Source organism: Paenibacillus sonchi, from assembly GCF_016772475.1.
Taxonomy (GTDB): Bacteria; Bacillota; Bacilli; order Paenibacillales; family Paenibacillaceae; genus Paenibacillus_AQ; species Paenibacillus_AQ sonchi.
Genome location: NZ_CP068595.1, coordinates 4224079 through 4243049, shown reverse-complemented (window position 1 = coordinate 4243049; position 18971 = coordinate 4224079). Strand labels below are relative to the sequence as shown.

The 18971-nt window shown below is 56.6% G+C and carries 14 protein-coding genes, 2 pseudogenes and 1 riboswitch; of the genes and pseudogenes, 1 reads left to right on the top strand and 15 read right to left on the bottom strand.

Annotated features, from left to right (window positions below; genetic code table 11):
- Nucleotides 1–65 precede the first annotated feature (65 nt).
- The 3 genes from cbiQ to JI735_RS18665 are packed head-to-tail and all read right to left on the bottom strand — an operon-like array spanning nt 66 to nt 1907.
- Entirely contained in the window at nt 66–857 is a 792-nt protein-coding gene (cbiQ, locus tag JI735_RS18675; RefSeq protein WP_039838320.1) for a cobalt ECF transporter T component CbiQ, read from the bottom strand.
- Complete coding sequence (locus JI735_RS18670) at nt 841–1137, bottom strand: energy-coupling factor ABC transporter substrate-binding protein (protein WP_039790790.1); 297 nt, start codon at nt 1135–1137, stop codon at nt 841–843. The genes cbiQ and JI735_RS18670 overlap by 17 nt, the downstream gene beginning before the upstream one ends.
- A gap of 2 nt (nt 1138–1139) precedes the next feature.
- On the bottom strand, nt 1140–1907 hold the full coding sequence (locus tag JI735_RS18665; protein ID WP_051052195.1) for an energy-coupling factor ABC transporter permease: 768 nt from the start codon (nt 1905–1907) through the stop codon (nt 1140–1142).
- 176 nt (nt 1908–2083) lie between these two features.
- Nucleotides 2084–2270, bottom strand: a riboswitch (cobalamin riboswitch).
- A gap of 174 nt (nt 2271–2444) precedes the next feature.
- Between JI735_RS18665 and JI735_RS18660 the strand changes: the two genes are divergently transcribed.
- Nucleotides 2445–3392, top strand: coding sequence for an ArsR/SmtB family transcription factor (locus JI735_RS18660; protein ID WP_051052193.1), 948 nt, complete (start codon nt 2445–2447; stop codon nt 3390–3392).
- Nucleotides 3393–3527: 135 nt separating this feature from the next.
- Here the strand turns inward: JI735_RS18660 and JI735_RS18655 are convergent, their stop codons facing one another.
- The 12 genes and pseudogenes from JI735_RS18655 to JI735_RS18605 form a co-directional block, all read right to left on the bottom strand.
- Nucleotides 3528–3815 carry a DUF6171 family protein gene (locus tag JI735_RS18655; RefSeq protein WP_039838318.1) on the bottom strand — a complete coding sequence of 96 codons (288 nt, stop codon included), beginning with the start codon at nt 3813–3815 and terminating at the stop codon, nt 3528–3530.
- A gap of 16 nt (nt 3816–3831) precedes the next feature.
- Nucleotides 3832–5328, bottom strand: a complete 1497-nt coding sequence (locus JI735_RS18650; protein WP_039838316.1) for an alpha-N-arabinofuranosidase — start codon at nt 5326–5328, stop codon at nt 3832–3834.
- Between the two features lie 191 nt (nt 5329–5519).
- Nucleotides 5520–6445 (bottom strand): annotated as a pseudogene (locus JI735_RS18645) (5'-3' exonuclease).
- 52 nt (nt 6446–6497) lie between these two features.
- Nucleotides 6498–6965 carry a sugar phosphate isomerase/epimerase family protein gene (locus JI735_RS36960; protein WP_267919292.1) on the bottom strand — a complete coding sequence of 156 codons (468 nt, stop codon included), beginning with the start codon at nt 6963–6965 and terminating at the stop codon, nt 6498–6500.
- Between the two features lie 131 nt (nt 6966–7096).
- Nucleotides 7097–7435: pseudogene (locus JI735_RS36955) on the bottom strand (sugar phosphate isomerase/epimerase family protein); the annotation flags it as partial.
- Between the two features lie 22 nt (nt 7436–7457).
- Nucleotides 7458–8273, bottom strand: a complete 816-nt coding sequence (locus tag JI735_RS18635; RefSeq protein WP_202676286.1) for a carbohydrate ABC transporter permease — start codon at nt 8271–8273, stop codon at nt 7458–7460.
- 32 nt (nt 8274–8305) lie between these two features.
- Nucleotides 8306–9184 carry a carbohydrate ABC transporter permease gene (locus tag JI735_RS18630; RefSeq protein WP_411829930.1) on the bottom strand — a complete coding sequence of 293 codons (879 nt, stop codon included), beginning with the start codon at nt 9182–9184 and terminating at the stop codon, nt 8306–8308.
- A 1-nt stretch (nt 9185) separates the two neighbouring features.
- Entirely contained in the window at nt 9186–10553 is a 1368-nt protein-coding gene (locus JI735_RS18625; RefSeq protein WP_202676284.1) for an ABC transporter substrate-binding protein, read from the bottom strand.
- Between the two features lie 130 nt (nt 10554–10683).
- Nucleotides 10684–11484 (bottom strand): HAD-IIA family hydrolase, encoded by an 801-nt coding sequence (locus JI735_RS18620; RefSeq protein WP_233182484.1) that lies wholly within the window; start codon nt 11482–11484, stop codon nt 10684–10686.
- Nucleotides 11485–11696: 212 nt separating this feature from the next.
- Nucleotides 11697–12275, bottom strand: a complete 579-nt coding sequence (locus tag JI735_RS18615; RefSeq protein ID WP_020432711.1) for a glycerol-3-phosphate responsive antiterminator — start codon at nt 12273–12275, stop codon at nt 11697–11699.
- A gap of 94 nt (nt 12276–12369) precedes the next feature.
- Nucleotides 12370–18204, bottom strand: a complete 5835-nt coding sequence (locus JI735_RS18610) for a glycerophosphodiester phosphodiesterase family protein (protein WP_202676283.1) — start codon at nt 18202–18204, stop codon at nt 12370–12372.
- A gap of 316 nt (nt 18205–18520) precedes the next feature.
- A complete protein-coding gene (locus JI735_RS18605; RefSeq protein WP_039838110.1) occupies nt 18521–18883 on the bottom strand; it encodes an arsenate reductase family protein in 363 nt (120 codons plus the stop codon).
- Nucleotides 18884–18971: the final 88 nt, after the last annotated feature.

Here is an 18971-nt window from a genome sequence, read left to right as displayed (position 1 = left end):
CCACGCTGTCTCCTTCTTCAGCAGTTCTGTTTCCAGGCTTTTCACTGCATTGATTCCTGCCATTCTCATCTTGTCCACAGCATCCACAGCTGTGCCGCCGCCAGCAGGACGATTCCCGCATACGCCTCAAAGGCAAACCTTCGGGGCACTTTCCGCCTCACATACGGGGGTAATAGAATCTCCCCGGTAAACCCCCGCGCAGCAAGCCCCTGCGACAGCCCATAGTAGCGGTGCATGGTGTTTGCGAACAATGACGCCGCCATACCTGCAGCCTCCCGCAGCTTGAATCTGAAGCCCCTGCGGCCTCCGCGCAGCCGCCGGGCCAGCAGCAGGCCATGGGCGGCATCGTCCAGCAGGAACAGGAACCGGTACATGACCAGCATCAGCTCCAGCACGATCTGCGGCATCCGCAGCCTGCGGAGCACCTGCAGCAGCTCGCCGAACGGCGTGGTCAGCATGATGAACAGGCAGCAGGCCAGACAGGCCGATATCCGGGCCAGCAGCAGCGCTGCCCGCACGCCTCCTGCCCGGGTTATGTACAGAAACTGGGCTGTGCCCGGAATCCGCAGGTACAGGGCGGCCTCCCCGGCTGCCGGACGGCCCAGCTCCACCAGCAGTGCCGGCAGGCTGAGGCCGTAGAACAACAGCGCAGTGCCAAACAACTGCCCGTAGGCGCGCGGCGGGATTTTGGCATATTGCAGGCACCACAGCATCAGCCACAGCGTAATGAGAACCTGAAGGGCCGGATGCAGCACATAAGCAAGGGCGAACATGACGGCTGCGAAGAGGCTTTTCCACATCGGGGACACTTGGCTCAGGGCATTGCTGCAGGATATAACATCAATTCTTCTGATCATTCAGCTTCTGCCGGCCCTGTCTTCCCTTCAAAAGACCCAACGTATAGCCGATCACCCCTGCGCCGATAGCCGCCTGCAGCGCGAATAACATGCTCTCCGTTTCACCCGGCAGCTCAGCCAGCGGCTTGAACCAGGGCTTATATGCAGGGTCAATCTCTGTAATTGCACCTTCTGCCGCATCATCGGCTCCGCCGAACTCTCCGTTCACGAACAGCAGCGGCAGGACCACCAGCAGAACCACCGCGAGCAGCATCAGCAGGTTTTTCCATTTGTTCTTTATCTTCACAGTGTATTTCCTCCCTTGGCTCCCCGTTTAAGCAGGGACAGCTCCTGTGGACTGTAGGCCTTCAGCCAGTTCCATAGCAGCACTGTCAACAGCCCCTCGCTGACCGCCAGCGGAATCTGGGTCACGGCAAAAATACCGCTGAATTTCACCATGGAAGCCAGCACACCGCCATCCGCAGACGGAAAAGCCACCGCAAGCTGAACGGAAGTGACCACATAGGTCATCAGATCCGCTACCGCAGCCGCGAAGAATACCGCCAGCTTTTCGCGTTCGCCCAGCTTCATAATCAGCTTATAGACCGCATAACCGGCAAAAGGCCCGGCCACTGCCATGGAGAAGGCGTTCGCGCCTAAAGTGGTGACTCCACCGTGCGCCAGCAGCAGCGCCTGGAACAGCAGCACAATGGAACCGGTCACGCTCATCGGCAGCGGACCCAGCATCACTGCGCCAAGGCCCGTCCCCGTCGGATGAGAGCTGCTTCCGGTTACCGAGGGCATTTTGAGCGCTGAGAGCACAAAGGTGAACGCTCCGGATAAACCCAGCAGCAGCTTCAGCTCCGGGTTGTCCCGGGTCATCCTTGTGAGCCTGCGGACGCCCAGGAAAAAGAACGGCAGAAAAGCCGCCCACCAGAACACCGCCCAGCCAACCGGTAAAAATCCCTCCATAATGTGCATTGCTTCCGCCGTTCCCGGCTCATTCAGCAGAAGATAAACGGCAAATACGCCGACCAGTGCCGTGAAACGCCAATAGCTCCGTTTGTTCATCCTTGCACCTCCTATTTGATTTTCGTGTGCGGCGTCAAACCAAAAACTCCCGCCCCTGGGGGCGGGAGTATCATGTACGTATCCGGATCACAAAGAAAAGGCTGCTTACCCGCCAAAATTAGCGGCACACCCTTATCTCTCAACCCATTCGTACACCGCTCCTATCCGCGTAGAGTCGTGTGTGCGCAAACAAGGTAGGTCTCCTGGCTCGGGATCATCGCTGGCCTTCGTCTTCCCCGGAGCAACCGAGTGACCTGTTGAAAGCTGGCTCTTCCTTACAGTGGCGGGACCGCTCGGGAGTTGCACCCGATTCCCTGTTATCCCTTGATGTGAATCAAAGGCACCTTGTTTCATCGCTAATTCATCCTGTACATCATAGCGGACATGGCATAAGCGTGTCTGTGATAAAAGTGGAGGTGTCCATGAACGGCAAGAAGCTTGTAAGAACCTCATTTGAATAATATAATTGTTAACTATACAAGCAGTAACGGCTTTGCCGTCCCCTTATTTTATTAACCTGTACCCGGAGGCTGTCCTATGAAACTGGATCTTACCGAAGAATCCCTGCCTGTCTACGAAGCTTTATCGAGCGCCGTGCGCCTCCGCATGCTCCGCCTGCTCGCCGTTCAGCCGATGAATGTCAAGGAGCTGGCAGCGGCAGCCCAGCTCAGCAGCGCGATCATGACGATGCATGTCCGCAAGCTGGAGGCGGCCGGGCTGATCCGGACACATATGGCTCCCGGGCGGAGCGGTTTGCAAAAAATCTGCACGCTGGCAGCTGAAGGCGCAGAGATCATTTTCCCCGCTCAAGCCCCGGCGGAACGCAAAAGCCACCGCAAAGAGATACCAGTCGGCCTCTACTCCGACTTTCAGATCGAACCGACCTGCGGTCTGGCAACGGCAGAGAAGGTCATCGGCAATTTCGACGACCCGCGCTACTTCTGGGATCTGGAGCGGATGAATGCAGGCATCCTCTGGTTCGGCAAAGGTTATGTCGAATACAAAATCCCCAACTTCCTCCTGTCCAGCGAGCAGCCGGAGGAGCTTGTCATTACAATGGAAATCGCCTCTGAGGCCCCGTCCATCAATAACAACTGGCCTTCGGATATCACCTTTACCTTGAACGGAACGAAGCTGGGCTTCTGGACCAGCCCCGGAGATTACGGAGACAGCAGAGGCAAATATACGCCGTCCTGGTGGCCCGCACTCACGAACCAATACGGGTTGCTCAAGCAGCTGCGGGTTACCCCCAAGGGGACCTTCATGGATGGGCAAAAGCTGTCCGGGGTTACGCTGGATCAAGTGGACATCCGCAGCAAGCAGTGGACGTTCAGACTGTCCGTGGAGGAGGATGCCGAGCATATCGGCGGGCTGACCCTGTTCGGCAAAGGATTCGGCAACTATAACCAGGACATGCTGGTTGAACTGTTCTATACGGAAATATCCGGCTTATCCGACAGTCCCGACGCTGCCGGAACGCCTTAAACCGGGCTCCATCAGAGGGTTGCAATGAAAGATCCCCGATCTTCCGCTGCGGATCAAGCCAGTGGAGGATCGGGGATTCTCGGTTATACAAGAACAGATAGAATTTGAAATCTGTTCTGTGGTCTTCATAGTGGATCAGTTGATTTTGGAGCCGTTAACCGGCTGCCACAGGCCGCCGCCGGGAAGCGGACAGCCGCGCGCCTTCAGCCGGGCAACAACCGGGATGATGCAGCCGCAGGCGGTGCAGGTCACCCCATCCTGGAGCTTGGGGCAGGTATTGCAAAGTGCGATCCGTTCCGCATACACCTGATCTGACGCGGTGTTGCCTTCATTGAACATCGATGACGCCAGTATACGGGCGATCTGCGCTTCCGTGACCTTATAATCTTCCCGGCAGCCTTTGCAGGCAGAGGTTGTGGCCATAGCGGTTCTCCTTTATTCAAGCTTTCGGTGTAATTTCCAGTACTGTTACCGACATGGCTGGCAGCTCGACAGTAACAGTATCCCCTTCCAGCTTAAAGGCTGTGAACGGCTGCGGAACAACCGCTTCCGGTTCGCTGAACGAGTTATGGGCATCAATGGTTGCCCCGGCAAGCGTAGTGCCGGCAATATCCACCGCTTGGCCGGCAAGGCCGCGCAGCTCCAGCGGAAGCACAGCCGCAGACGCATGATTCAGGTTGCACAGGCTGACATGAATCACACCCTCGGCCGTTACCGAAGCCGAAGCCGATACTTCCGGGATCTCCTTGCCGTCAAAGCTGTAAGACCCGCTGTCCAGCGTCAGATCCAGCAGCTCGGCATCCTGATGCACCTTGTACATATTGAATACATGATAGGTCGGAGTCAGCAGCATTTTTTCGCCTTCGGTAAGGATGACGGCCTGCAGCACGTTAATGGTCTGGGCAATGTTCGCCATCCGCACACGGTCGCTGTGCTTGTGGAAAATATTCAGCGTCAGTCCGGCAACCAGCGCATCGCGGATCGAGTTCTGCTGGTACAGGAACCCCGGGTTCGTGCCCGGCTCCACATCATACCAGGTTCCCCATTCATCGACGATCAGGCCGACTCTTTTCTCCGGATCATACTTGTCCATAATGACGCTGTGGCGGGTGACCAGCTCTTCCATGCGCAGCGCTTTTTCCAGAGTGGTGAAATATTCTGCAGTATCAAAACCGGTAGCCGCACCCTTCTGCTCCCAAGTAGCGCCGGGAACGGTGTAGTAATGCAGCGTGATGGAGTCCATGAACCGCGTGGCTTCGCGCATCAGCACTTCCATCCATTGATAATCATCCGCATTCGGGCCGCAGGCGATCCGGTGAATCCGGTTGTCCCCGTAGTTGCGCACATACGTCTGGTATTGGCGGTACAAGTCAGCGTAATATTCCGGACGCATATTTCCTCCGCAGCCCCAGTTTTCGTTACCCACGCCAAAATACTTCACAGCCCAAGCCTCTTCCCGGCCGTTCTTGGCCCGCAGCTCAGCCATCGGGGATACACCGTTAAAGGTCAGGTATTCCACCCATTCTGACATTTCCTGCACCGTTCCGCTGCCCACATTGCCGTTGATGTACGGTTCACATTCCAGCATGGCGCACAGCTCCATGAATTCATGCGTTCCAAAATGGTTGTTCTCCACCGTGCCGCCCCAGTGCGTATTAATCATCCGTTTGCGGCCTTCGCGCGCTCCGATGCCGTCCTTCCAGTGATATTCATCGGCAAAACAGCCGCCCGGCCAGCGCAGCACCGGCACCTTGATCTCCTTAAGCGCTTCCACAACATCATTGCGGATGCCCTTAGTGTTCGGAATCGGAGAGTCCTCCCCTACCCAGATGCCTTCATAAATGCAACGTCCTAAATGCTCGGAAAAATGACCATAAATATTCCGGTTAATCGTTCCCTTGCGGATATCCGTATGAAGCACAACACGCTGAGCCATTTCTATGCCGCCTCCCACAATTAATATATTTATTAACTACTTAATAATTATATTAACATTATAAAGGGCTTGCTTTGCATCCGTCAACAACAAAAAAACGCTTCCCTGCCGTTGTCGGCTCAGGAAGCGCTTCTGCGTAATCCGGTGATATGTTGTCAGTATTATAGGCCTGCTGAACAGAGAATCTGGTCTTAACCCAGATCCCCCAGCTCAATCTGCACAATCCCCTGTTCATCCTTCAGCGGGCCGACAAGATGCATCAGGCTGCCGAACTCCAGCTCCTGGAATTTGCGTGCGGCTTTCTCCCGCTGCAGCTCCCACAGGCATTCTGTAAGCGTACAGACCACCGGCACATCGCAGCGGATTTCGGCCAGCTCGCGGGACAGATGGAGCATGTCGAGGTCGGCTTCGATTTTGGCCCGCACCCCTTTGGGCAGCAGGTGAAGATTCTCGATCACGCCTTCCACGGTGCCGTATTCACTCAGCAGCTTGAGCGCCGTCTTTTCCCCGATGCCGCGCACCCCGGGTAGTTGTCGCTGGTATCGCCCATGAAACCCTTCAGGTCAATTACCTGGGCCGGGGTGAGCCCTCTTTCCTCCAGCAGCTCCGCCGGATCGTAGACCTTGTAATTGGAGCGGCCTTTTTTCATAATCACGACCTTTACGCTGTCGCTGACCAGCTGCAGCATGTCATGATCCCCGGTCAGAATGTAGACCTCGGATTCCCCGCTGTAGCACGAAGCCAGCGTGCCGATGCAGTCATCCGCTTCATAGCCTGCCAGACCGATATTCGGCACGCCAAGCTCGGCAACGACCTCTTTGACCAGATTGAATTGCGGAATCAGCTCCAGCGGCGCATCAATCCGGTTCGATTTGTAGCCGTCATACTTCTCCGTACGGAAGGTTCCCTTGCCCATATCCCAGCAGCACACTACATGGGAAGGATCGAACGTGCTGACCGCATCGAAAAAATACTGCAAAAACCCGTACACCGCATTCGTCGGCAGCCCGGCCTTGGTCTTGCGGATATATCCGCCATAGGCGGTCGCATAAAAAGCCCGGAACAGCAGAGCCATTCCGTCAACGATCATTACCCGGCCCTTTGGTTCTGAACTCATTGTGTGTAACACCTGCTTTATTGATATTGGAACATGCATTCCTCTATCAAGTCTACCTTATTCCCGGGACAGGTTCAATGCCATAGACAGCCTGGTATTGCTTCCGTAAATGGTGAAGTCTGGCTGCGGACGGCAGCAGATCTCCGGGATGCCGCAGCTCAAGCACCCAGGCGCCCTTGAAGCCGCCTGCCGTCAGCCCGGCAAGCATCGCCTCCAGCGGCACCTTGCCTTGGCCGAGCCCCAGGTGCTCATCCTGCTCTGCGGCATTGTCGCTGAGATGCAGCGCGACCAGGCGGGGCATGGCCTGCTGCATCATCAGCAGGCAGCGTTCCTTGCCTGCCATCAGGGCATGGCCGCTGTCGAACACCAGGCCTATGCGGGAGGAATCCACCCGCCCGGCCAGCTCCAGCAGCTCTGTGACCTCCGTCCCCAGCAGCCCGGGGTACGGGGGAACATTCTCCAGCGCGATAACTGCCGCGGAGCCTGCGGTCTCCGCCAGTATCCGCTGGAGGAAACGCACCACCCGCGCCTTGGCCGCTTCCCGCGGATCAACGGCTGCCGCTCCAGCGCCTGCCTCGGCCGCTGCCTCTTCCGGCAGCGATGCCGCCCCGGGCTCCGCTGCTGTCCCCCAGTGCCCGCAGCAGGCAGTTCGCCCGCATGCAGCACCACGTAGCTGCAGCCCAGCACCTCTGCAGCGCGCAGCGTATCCAGCAGCAGCGTTTCGGCCTCCGCACGCTGCTGCCCGTCTGCTGCCGCCGGGTTGCAGCCGGTGATCGGCGCATGGATGCTCCAGCGGATGCCAAGGTCCCCGCCTTTGCGGGCCAGTGAAGCCCATTGGTCTGCCGTCCATTCCAGCAGCTCCCCATGCCTGCCTTCGCACATAATCTCAATGTGCTTCCAGCCCTCAGCGGCCAGTAATTCAATAGCCTCAGCCAGCGGACGGCCGATGTAGACATAAGTAGAGACCGCACAGTCCTGTAATGACGTCATCCGAACTCCTCCTTGAACAGCTCTATTTAATACCGGAATGCATGAAGCTCTCAATGAACTGGCGCTGGAACACCAGGAAGATCAGCAGCAGCGGGGTGATCACCAGCAGTGTAGCGGCGCTGACCTCCGTCCACTGCACCCCAATCTCGAACGATTGGGCAAAGATCGACAGCCCCACCGTAAGCGGCCGGTTCTCCACCGAATTGGTGATGATCAGCGGCCAGAGAAAGTTATTCCACTGGTAGCTGATCGAGACGAGGGCGAAGGCCACATAGGTGGGCCGGGCCAGCGGGAAATAAATTTTCCACAGCACCTGCCATTGGCTGCAGCCCTCGATCAGCGCCGCCTCTTCCAGCTCGGCAGGGATCGTCTTAAATACCTGGCGCAGCAGAAAGATTCCGAACGCCGAAGCCAGAAACGGCAGCATAATGCCCAGCTTGGTGTCGAGCAGCGACAACTGCTTCAGGACATTATAGTTGGGGAAGATCAGCACATCGGCGGGAATCATAATCTGCACCAGAAACAGCAGGAACACTATGCTGCTGCCGGCAAAGGCTATACGGGCAAAGGCAAAGGCTGCCATGCTGGCCGTCAGCATCTGCACAGCAAACACGCATACCACAATCAGAATGGTGTTGAGATAATAAGTGGCAAAAGGCGCGGCAGACCAGACCGTTGCGAAGTTGCCCAAAGTGAAGTCCAGCGAGAACAGGCCCGACAGCGCCGCATGACGGGGACGAAACGCCGTCACCGTCATCCAGAGCAGCGGGATCAGCCAGAAGGCTGCGAGGGCCAGCATCAGTATATTTCCGAGTCTGGATGTAAATTTGGTTTTCATAGAATTGCCCTCCTTCCGGCAGCCGTGCAGATTTAGTTATAGTGAATTCTCCGGTCCAGGCCAAAAAACTGCACAGCCGCAATCAGCAGCAATACGGCAATCATCACGGCCGTCAGCGCAGACGCCATTCCCTGATCCCAATAGCTGAACGCTGTTTCATAAATGTAATAGAGCAGCAGATTACTGGAGTTGTTGGGACCCCCGCGGGTCATGATCATCAGGTGGTCGACAAGCTTGTAGGCGTTGGTGAGCGCAACAATACTTACGAACAGCGTAGTTGGCATCAGCAGCGGGAAAGTGATTTTGCGGAACACGGTGAACCGGCCCACCCCGTCGACATGCGCGGCTTCATACAGCTCTTTGGAGATATTTTGCAGACCGGCGAGGTAAAAAATCATAAAAAATCCCGCTTCCTTCCAGATGATCATCAGAATCATCGCCCACATCACCAGCCCCGGTGTGCCCAGCCAGTTGATATCGTTCACGCCGAACCAGGACAACAGCCTGCTCATAAAGCCATACTCCGGTGTATAAATGAAAAGCCAAATGTTAGCCACTGCAATCATGGGGATCAGAGTCGGATAAAAGAATGCTGACCGCATAAAACCTCTGCCGCGCAGCGCCTTGTTGGCGAAGACCGCCATCAAAAGCGCCAGAGCGATTCCGAGTGGAACCGTCCCCAGCGCAAACAGCACATTGTTAGTCATAACCTTACGGAAAACCTCGTCCTGAAACATCGTGCGGTAATTCGCCAGGCCCGTGAAGACCGGCTCCGGTGTGGACAGGTCCGCCTGGAACAGGCTCAGCCGCAGCGTCAGCGCGATCGGGTAGAAGGTGAACAGCAGCAGGAACAACAGTGAGGGCAGCAGCAGGAGCCAGGCGAACCCGTTTCTTCTCAGACTGGCGTTCATCTTACTTATTAAAAGAAGCCAGAGCCTGGTCCGCATCCTTCTGCGCCTTCTGCAGGGCTTCCGCCGGTGTCAGCTCATTGGTGAGTGCGGCCTGCACGGAGTCACTGAGGATTTTGACAATTCTGCCGTTGTTGTGGGTTGATAGTTCAGCAGATGCATATTCCAGCTGGTCACGGGCAATCAGCGCAGCGGGGAATTCGGCGGCATAAGCCTTCATCCGCTCGGTTTCATATGCCGATTTCTTCACCGCCACATAGCCGGTATCGATACTCCACTGCGCCGCACGTTCGGTTTCAGTCATGAACTTGACGAATTTCCAGGCTGCTTCCTGCTTCTTTTTGTCGATATCCTTGAAAATATAGAAGTTGCCGCCGCCGGTAGGGCTGCCGTATTGCTTCTGCGCCGGCAGGAAGCTGACACCGAAGTCAAACGACGCATTTTTCTTGACATTGGTCAGGTTGCCGGTGGTATGGTACATCATTGCGGTTTTTCCTTCCAGGAAGTCGGAAGGCACCGTGCTCCAATCGGTAACGCCGCCAGGCATGGCCTTGTGCTTCGCCGCCAGATCGACCCAATACTGCAGACCCTCCACGTTCTCTGGAGTATTGAACATTACTTTTTTGCCGTCAGGAGTCATCAGATTGTTGCCGTTCTGCAGCGCGAAGGTCTGAAGCATCCAATAGGCATAGCCGGTCACCGGAATCTCCAGCCCCCACTTGCCGTTACCGGCCAGCTTGACCGCGTATTCCTGCATCTCTGCCCACGTTGCAGGCGGCTTCTCCGGGTCCAGTCCGGCAGCCTTGAACATATCCTTGTTGTAATACAGAACGATGGTGCTGCGCTGGAACGGAATACTGTAGGTTTTGCCCTCTGTCTGGGAATTCTCCATAAAGGCGGGGTAGAAGTCAGACAAATAAGTGTCTCCGCCCTCCTGCGCAATGAACTCGTCCAGCGGAATAATCGCATCCATATCCAGCAGGCTGAACAGCTCTGTGGACTGCAATACCGCTACATCGGGCGGCTGCTTCGACTGGACTCCGGCTTGGGTTTTGACCGCTGTATCGGCATAGCTGCCGGTGTATACCGGCTTAACCACAATGTCCGGGTTCTCCTTCATAAAATCCGCAGTCATCGCTTCAATCGTAGCCGTCAGCGGCCCTCCGACAGCAATCGGGTAATAGTAGGTCAGCTCTGTTTTGGTTCCGTTGGCCGCCGGTGCGGCTGCGGCTTCACCAGCCCCGGTGCCGCTGCCATTGCCAGCGGCGTTATTGTTGTTTGTGTTTGTGTTTGTGTTTGTGTTGCTGCCGCAGCCTGCCAATACCGACATTCCTAGTGCAGCCGCCATTACCATTACATTTCCTTTACGCATCCCTGTGATCTCCTCCATTATCTATTCATAAGTAGCAGAAAGACCGGCAGCCCTCTACGGACGGCAGATCCTCTTGCTTTGGCAAACATGGGAATCCCTTGGTGATCCTGTTGTTCATTGCCCCCTACATTCAGGACAGGCGCAAATGATCCTGCAGCATCTCGGACATTGAGGTCCAGATATGATCCGGCATGGTCGAATATTGCTCCAGATCCTCTCTCGCAGTCACCCCGGTCAGCACCAATGCCGTGTTGATGCCGTGGCTCAGGCCAAACCGGATATCTGTATCCATCCGGTCCCCGACCATGAGACAGTTCTCCCGGCGGGTTCCGCTCTGCTCCAGCACCTTCTCCGCATAATAGGCGGATGGCTTGCCGATAATCTCCTGCACAGTGCCGCAGCTGGCTGCCTCAATGGCCTTAACCATAGCCCAGGTATCGGGGAGCAGGTCGCCCACTACCGGACAATTCGGATCAGGGTTCGCGGCAATCAGATAGGCGCCTGCCCGGACAGCCTTCATCGCCCGGTGCAGCTTCTCATAATCGAAATCGCGGTCCATCCCCACCAGCACATGCGTGGCCTCCATCGGTTCATCGGTGAGTACCGTCCCTCCGCCGGCCATCTCATATTTCAGCGCCTGCTCCCCAATCACCAGCACCTGCGGCTTGCGGTTCATTCCCTGCATTTCACGGAAATATGCCGCAGATACCGAAGCCGCAGTCACCACTTCCTCCGTCCGGGCTTCAACCCCCATCAGCCTTAGCCGGTTCCGGCATTCTTCCCGGGTCCGAATGGTGGTGTTGCTCAGGAACAGCACCTGTTTCCCCTGCTCCCTTAAATACTGCAGTGTCTGCCTCACTCCCGGCAGGAGCAGGTCACCAATAAAAATGGTGCCGTCCAAATCAAAAAAATACGTCTCGTATGCAAGCACATCCTGCAATGGGAAAGCAGCCTCCTTAATGGAAACAAACCAAAAAACCCTATATCCAGCTCAATAAGCGGGCATGTTGAATCCGCCGTGTACACGAGCTGCATAAGGGTTTTCTCTTCGTCTCCGACCCTTGATTATGAAATTGAATGGTGTTCACTTACGCTTACTTCTTCACTATAAATTAACCATGTCATCCTGATATTAACTCCAGGTTAAGCTTGTGCAAAACTGTGCCAAAGCTCCGGGTTGCCCATCGATACTGCACTCGCTCCCGCTTGGAGAGCAGCCTCAATCTCCTGATGATCCTTGATCAGGCCGCCGGCAATGATAGGGCGGGAAGTACTGCTGCTCAGCTCGGTTATGACCCTGGGGATCAGCCCCGGCATGACTTCAAGCGCATCCGATTCATTCTGGCGCACATTGTTTATCCCGTGCTCCAGCGCAGAGGTGTCGATCAGGAACAGGCGCTGGATCGCCAGAAGCCCGCTTTTCTTAGCCTGCTTGACCATATGGTTCTTGGTGGAGATAATGCCGGTCGGGCCAATCTTCTCGGCAATATATTTGACCACGAGCGGATCACTGCCCAATCCGCCGATGAAATCGACATGCAGGAAGACCTTCTTGCCGGCTTCCAGACCCTGCCTCACATATTGCTTCACAGTGAACAGGTCCCCGATCAGCAGAAAGATCATCGGCCACTCGCTGTCGCAGGCCTTTTGCAGATCTTCAGCCTTGCGCACTGCCGGTATAATCCTATGGTTGCCGCTTCCCGCAAACAGTCCGTTCTTCACCTGTTATCCTCCTTCTGTACCAGTGAATATTGACCATTGTAACAGCCGTTTGTCAGCGCGGTATTAACGGCGGGACCGGAGTCCCGCCCACACTTCATTGGATAAAGCCCGCCAAGCTCAGGAACCGCTGCAGCAGCACGGCCGATTGGGCGCGGGTGGCGTTCATTCCCGGCATCAGCCGCTCTTGCGATACACCGTTCATTAATCCGGCTTGAATGACCATAGTCCATTCCTCACGCGCCCATGAGATGCCTGCCGCATCCTTGAACAGCTCCAGGGCTGGCGCTGATTCCGCAGCTGTGCCGCCAGCAGCGCCGTTCTGCCCGATATAACGCAGGGCGCGGGCCAGCATCACCGCCTGCTCACTGCGGGTCACCTTGGCATCCGGACGGAGAGTTCCGTCGCCGAAGCCGCTGATCAGCCCGGCAGCGGCGGCGGCGGATACGTCGCCTGCGAACCAGTCCGCAGGCTGAACATCCGGCCAGGCTGCCGCCTTCCCGCTGCCTTGACCGGCTGGCAGGGCCAGCGCGCGGGCCAGCATGGCGGCGAATTCCGCCCGGGTTACCGCACGCTCCGGTTCAAAGCGGCCGCCGCCGGTTCCGTTCAGCAGCAATTTGTCCGCCAGCTGCTTCGCCTGCCGCTCCGCCCAGTGGCCGTTCAGGTCACGGAATGATGTATCCAGCGTCATGACGCTCAGGATACTGCTGCCGCTCTGGATCTGGCGCAGCATTCCCCCGGTTCCATCGCCTGTGAAACCGGCGGGCACGAAGGACAGGGTTCCCTTCTCCGGCGAGAACATTATTCCAGTTGCCGTGCTGCCAGCCGGCAAGTCCAGGGCCAGTGAACGCGTGAGATAACGGGAACCGGATAAGACCGGAGTTGAGCGGACGTCTGACATCGCTTCAAGATTAAACTCTACCGCAGGGGCCATTTGCCGGCCACCGGCCAGCTCCACGGCGCGGGTTACTGCCGCCGCCGCTTCACCATCCAGTCTGCGGATGGTAACCTTAAGCTTCATCTCCTGCAAGCCTGTGCCCAGCTCTGCAGCCAGCTGTTCAAGCTGCAGCTGCTCCAGCGGGAGAATGTATCCGGCCTTCGCTTCAGTATGAGCCACCTTCAGCAGGGTCCCGCTGTGCGCGGCGTTCTGCAGCACAGGTGCCGGAAGCTCCAGCGTATCGCCGGTGAAGTTGACTGCCACCTGCGCGGAGGAACGGAACGCTTTTTCCAGAACAGCAGCCTCTACTGTGCCATCCACCGCTTCAAGTACAGGCACTGCCGGGGAAGGGGTCACGCCAACAGTTCCAGGTACGCTGGTATTTCCAGATCCGGGTGCTGCGCCCGGAGGAGTATAGCCTCCACTACCTGGTGCCATAGTGGCCGCAGGCGTCGGCGATAGTGTTGGTGTTGGTACTACCGTTGGTGTTGCTATCGGTGTTACCGTTGGTGTTGCTGTTGGCGTTGCAGTCGGTGTTGCCGTTGGCGTTGTTGTCGGTGTTGGCGTGGATGTCGGACCCGCAGCACTTTGCACCGTAATTTCCACCGGCTGCGAATAAAGATCATACGTGCCCCCGTTCTCTATGGAAGCTGAGTAACGCAGCAGCACATGGGCGGTTCCCGGTTTCCGGGCATTCACCCGGCCTTTGTCCGCCTGCAGCAGTTCCTGCCCATCCAGGAATACAAGCTCAGGCGTGATCTCCTTGCGCTCGCCCTTATAGGTCTCCACGATGGCTTCAAGGTTCCGCTCTTCACCTATATTCAATTCAATCCGGGCTTGCTTCGCACTCAGTGAGGCCGCCCAATCGGATGCCCAATAGGCATAGTCTGTAGTGATGCCGAAGGCTCCAAGCTTCAGGAAGCGGATCACATCCTCGCGTTTGTTAAGCGTCCAGGGGGAGATGAGCAGGCCGCGGTGTTTCGCCGCCTCCATGAACTCCGGTCCAAGCCCGTTGTAATCCGTATTGAAGGTGAGATTAAGCTTCGATACCGTCTTCAGCGTATCCCGCAGTGAGCCTTCCACGTTATTTTCGCTGGCGATATAACCGGTCAGCAGTCCGGCGGGAATTTCCGGCATCAGTTTATTCAGCCGCTCCAGCTGGGCCGGGTAAAAAGACATCACATTTACAATATCCTCTGCTTTGTGCTCCTTCACTGTGCGGACAAAGGCATCCACCGCCTCAGGCGTCTGCGTCTTGATCTCGGCATACACCAGCCTGCCGCGCGAACGCGCCAGCTCCAGCTGCTCATCCAGGGTCGGCATTCTCACGAGCGGGAAGCCCTCCGGGTAAGTCTTGTTGGCATTGTAGGTTTTAAGCTGCTCCAGTGAATAATTCTCCACCGGTCCGCTCCCGTCCGTTGTGGTCTCCAGCACCGGGGAGTGCGTGATGATCAGATGTCCGTCCGTAGTCAGGAACATGTCATTTTCGATAAAATCCGCCCCGGCATCCAGTGCCAGCCTGTTGCTTTCGATTGTATTCTCCGGCGACACGGAAGGCATCCCGCGGTGTCCAATGATATACACCTTGCGGATCAGCGTGGTATCGCGGTTGTACAGCGCCAGTGCCGCATGAGCCGCAGCGGGTACATCCGTTACCAGACCGTTCACGCCGGCTGTGATCAATTGATGCAATCCGGCCGCCGTGCCGGAAGGCGCAGGTGTCTTCGCCTCACTCCAGACCATTACCGCCAGCTTCTGCAGATACGCCGTATTCCCGCGGGTCGCTGCATTCTCAGCCAGCATCGCTACTCTCGCTCCGCTGGCCGCTGTGGCACGGCGCATCTCCAGCAGTTCCTCCGGTCCCGGATTCTCCGCAGCGGTGAAGTCAAGAATGCCGCGTGCCATCGGGTAAGCCGCCCTGGCCCGCTTAATCAGTTCCCCTTGCTCCGAAACCACGAACACGTCCTCCAGCCCGCGCTCCCGCAGCACCTGCACCAGCCGGTCCACCGTCAGCGCATCATGGACATACAAAGCAGGGATTACCCGGTTCCCGGCTCCCGCCAGCACTTCAGGCAGAGCTGCAATTACCGCTCCGGTTCCCGGCTCAATCACCATCAGCTCCGGGTTCAGATGCAGGATTGCCGTGGCCGGAAGCTGGTCTGCGGCCAGCTTGCCAAGGTCGCTTGACTGCTTGATCTCTGTAACAATCGTCGGAGCAAGCGCAATTTGGGTTTCCGGCTCCGCCACTTTAATGAAGGGCTCGATCACAGGTGCCGGCAGCGGTTCCTCCAGCAAGGTCACCCGAAGGTTATCGACCCGCATCCTGCTGCTGTCCGCCTGCAGGCCAATCCCGCCTTTGGCATAACTGTTCGCCCGAAGCGTCTCGATCATCAGCTGATTGTTAATCCACTCCTGAACCTGGTTGCCGTAAGCCTTGATCGTATAGTGCAGCGGCGTACCCTCGGCCAGCGGCTCCGTATAGGAGCCTCTCTCCATTACATTCCATTGATTGGCCGCCGTCCGCTCGGCGAATTCCACACCATTGGCAGCGGAAGGATCTTTGCGCACCGCCATCTGGTAATACGGGTAATCGCCCTGCTGGACCCGGAACATCACCGAATTCCAGCGCGAGGCATTTGCTGCGTCCGTGTGGGTGACATCAGCTTCAATCACATAGTTGCCAAACAGGCTTAGATAATCCGGCAGCATTACGCGCAACGGATTGTCCGGGGCCGCCGTGGCGTTCAGCTCCAGCGCTCCCCCCTTCACGGCAGCTTTGCCGGCTGTCATGCCCTGCACCCTTTTCCAGCCGTCTGGAAGCGTCCCCTCCGGTGTGCTGTCAAAGTTATCCTCAAACAAAACGTATTCCTTGGCTTCCGGTTTTTTGGCCACCAGAATTAATCTGATAACAGCATCATCCTTCCGCCCGGTCAGCTGATGTATGCCCTCCGTCTCGACAGCTATCCCGTCTTTGCCGAGAATAACCCCCTTGCTGTCTGTGCTCCATTCCAGCGCATCCCCCTTCAGTTCTGCCGAGCTGTAGTCGCTGGATTCCGCGTGGAACGTCAGTGTGTCAAGTGCCAGCTCCCGGCCAGTCTGTTCCAGCACATAGCCGGTTTCGTGGCTGAGGCTCAGCACCTTTGCCCCTGTCTTGGAAGGCGTAACGGTCAGCAGACGGCTGGCCTCCGCCTGATAGTAGACGGCTGTGACCGTTGCCTGCCCTTCTTTGACCGGCACCGGCTGATTGTTGACGATCCGCACAATGCTCTCGTCGGAAGAGTACAGCTTCAAGCCATTTGCCTGCACCGGCTCTGTCAGCCCGTCAGAATAATACACCGAAGCTGTTACCGTCAGCGGGCCTGCCAGCGCTTCCGCCTGCTGCGGCAGATCCAGCTCCAGACGGTCGGCTGTAATCCGTGTCACCTTCAGGTTGTCAAAAGAAACCGCCGACTGATCAACCTGGAAGCCCACTTTGCCTTTATCCAGCAGCCCATTCTCAAGCGGTTTGTCCAGCAGCAGAGTATAATCCGCCTCATCCTTGGCCTTGATGTATTCCTTGACGTTATCGCCGAAGACACGGACCTTCATTGTATAATCCTTGTTCAAGGCAAGCGGTGCACCACTTCCGTCCGACATCACATTCCAGTTCCCGTCCGGCTTCCGGTAGGCCAGCTCGTATTTCCCGTTCTGGCGCACCGCCATCTGGTAATACGGCAGTTTGCCGTTGGCCGGGACGCGGAACATAAGCGCAGCCCAGCGGGCACTGTTCAGCACACTTTCGAAGCGGACATCCGCTTCAATCGTATAATGATCCGCCTGCACCGGGGCCACAATCCGGCCCTGCCGTCCGGCGGCATTGCCGTCAAACCGCAATCTGCCATTGTTATAGACGGCTTCCGTAACACTGTTAATGTTTTGGTCTTGGTCTGTGTCGTAGGTTGCTTCCATAACGCTGGCAATGTCTTGGCCTGAATTGTATGTTGCTTCCGTCACCACACTCGGCTCCCGCACTACCGCAAACGGGCTGCTGCCTGCACTCCCGTCGGCAATCCAGTCTTCAGGTATGGCTCCATCCGCATAACCGTCGAAATTCTCCTCCAGCAGTATTGGATTAACCTCCCCGCTGACCGGTTGTTCGTCACTTAACGTAATGACTCCATAGCCGGAGGTATCATTCCAGAAGCTGGAGGAATTGTAGGCGCTCCAGTACCCTGTGCGCTGCGCTGTGGCGTCAGATTTCTCCAGCCGGTCAGTCACACTCAGTTCCAGCCCCAATTGCTTCGTCAGATGCGGGTCCAGGCCCAGCATCTCCCAAGGTACAGCAATTTCCGCACTCCAGCCTTCCCCGTTCTGGTGGATAGAACGCAGTATCTGCTTCTCATCCTTGCCCTGATGATTGTTCAGCGCCGCCCCAAAACGGAATTCAGGCGTGCTGCTGCCCGGACGGTAAAGGATGCCAATCTGCATATCATCCTTCGCAAAAGGGGATGACCGGTGCAGCGTCGGGTCCAGGAACAGATTCAGATTGTCCTGATCGAACCAATATCCCGCACCGTCGTAGACCGGTGTGCTGTCAGGCGCATCCACAGCAATGTATAAATAGGTGCTGTCCCACAGCAGCCCGAAGCTGCTGTTCTCCCCTGCCGGCTCCCCGGTCCGCACGCTTAATGACTCGTGGAGACTCCAGAAACCTTCGTCCAGTTTGCCGTCAATAACCGGAGCGGTCGATGTCCGTTTGACCTCAGCCGCCGCTCTTCCAGGCTCGGCAGCTGCTGACTGTACAGGTATCGCTGCTGCTGGTTCCGCTGGTACATTCGCAGATCCTGGTGACTCTGCTGTCACCGGGGATGAAGATTCAGTCGCCGCTGTAGAAGACATTGCAGCCGAAACGGTTGCGGGCAAAAATGACGTATCCAGTAGGCCGGTCAATATAGCGGCAATTGCCACCAGGTTCACAAGCTTTTTTGCTTTTCGCACTTTTTGCACTTTTTGCATCTGCGGTTGTACCCTCCCAAATGTCGTAGTGTAATCTGAGCAGCACAAAAAACCCTGCAATCCGTCAAGGTGAAATCAAACCCGAAACGGGCCTGCATTCACTTTGACGCATAGAGGGTTTTCTCCTCGTCTCCTACCCTGCGGCTTTAAGTTGGCTCTCTCATGTTTACTTTAAAGCGGAAAAATTATCACAGTATCAACGCCGGGTTAAAGTAATGTCAATTCAGAACGCTGTCCCGGAGGTACAATACGATTCGGCGGACTGGATTAACGGCATAGCTTGGACGGTTCTTACGCAACAGGGAAATCCGGGTGGCTACATTGACCAAGATTGGCTGTATTGCTCTTCCTTAAATCCCACAGTAACCTTCTTGCCGTCAGTGACAACCGGACGTTTGATCAGCATGCCGTGCCTGGACAGCAGGTCCAGCTGCTCTTCTTCACTGAGACCCGGCAGCTTGTCCTTAAGGCCAAGGTTCTTATAGACCTCACCGCTTGTATTAAAAAACTTCTTCAGCTCAAGCCCGCTGTTCGCCACCAGCACGCGCAGTTCTTGGACGGTAGGCGGCTGCTCGGCGATATGCTGCAGCTCCAGCTCATGGCCTGCCTCCTTTAACCACTTTACCGCACTGCGGCACGTGCTGCATTTAGGATATTGATAGACTTTTAGATGACTCATCGGCTGCTCCTCCGGTGTATACTGAGATTAATGGGTTGAGTAAGTTAAAGTAAATAGTAGAGTTAAAAATCTCCTTCTGCGTATAGCG

Bases quoted from the DNA above. Each gene is read 5' to 3' on its own strand.
- JI735_RS18665 (WP_051052195.1), bottom strand. From the start codon at position 1,907: ATGAACAAACGGAGCTATTGGCGTTTCACGGCACTGGTCGGCGTATTT.
- JI735_RS18635 (WP_202676286.1), bottom strand. From the start codon at position 8,273: ATGAAAACCAAATTTACATCCAGACTCGGAAATATACTGATGCTGGCC.
- JI735_RS18625 (WP_202676284.1), bottom strand. From the start codon at position 10,553: ATGCGTAAAGGAAATGTAATGGTAATGGCGGCTGCACTAGGAATGTCG.
- JI735_RS18610 (WP_202676283.1), bottom strand. From the start codon at position 18,204: ATGCAAAAAGTGCAAAAAGTGCGAAAAGCAAAAAAGCTTGTGAACCTG.
- cbiQ (WP_039838320.1), bottom strand. From the start codon at position 857: ATGATCAGAAGAATTGATGTTATATCCTGCAGCAATGCCCTGAGCCAA.
- JI735_RS18605 (WP_039838110.1), bottom strand. From the start codon at position 18,883: ATGAGTCATCTAAAAGTCTATCAATATCCTAAATGCAGCACGTGCCGC.
- JI735_RS18630 (WP_411829930.1), bottom strand. From the start codon at position 9,184: ATGAACGCCAGTCTGAGAAGAAACGGGTTCGCCTGGCTCCTGCTGCTG.
- JI735_RS18650 (WP_039838316.1), bottom strand. From the start codon at position 5,328: ATGGCTCAGCGTGTTGTGCTTCATACGGATATCCGCAAGGGAACGATT.
- JI735_RS18655 (WP_039838318.1), bottom strand. From the start codon at position 3,815: ATGGCCACAACCTCTGCCTGCAAAGGCTGCCGGGAAGATTATAAGGTC.
- JI735_RS18660 (WP_051052193.1), top strand. From the start codon at position 2,445: ATGAAACTGGATCTTACCGAAGAATCCCTGCCTGTCTACGAAGCTTTA.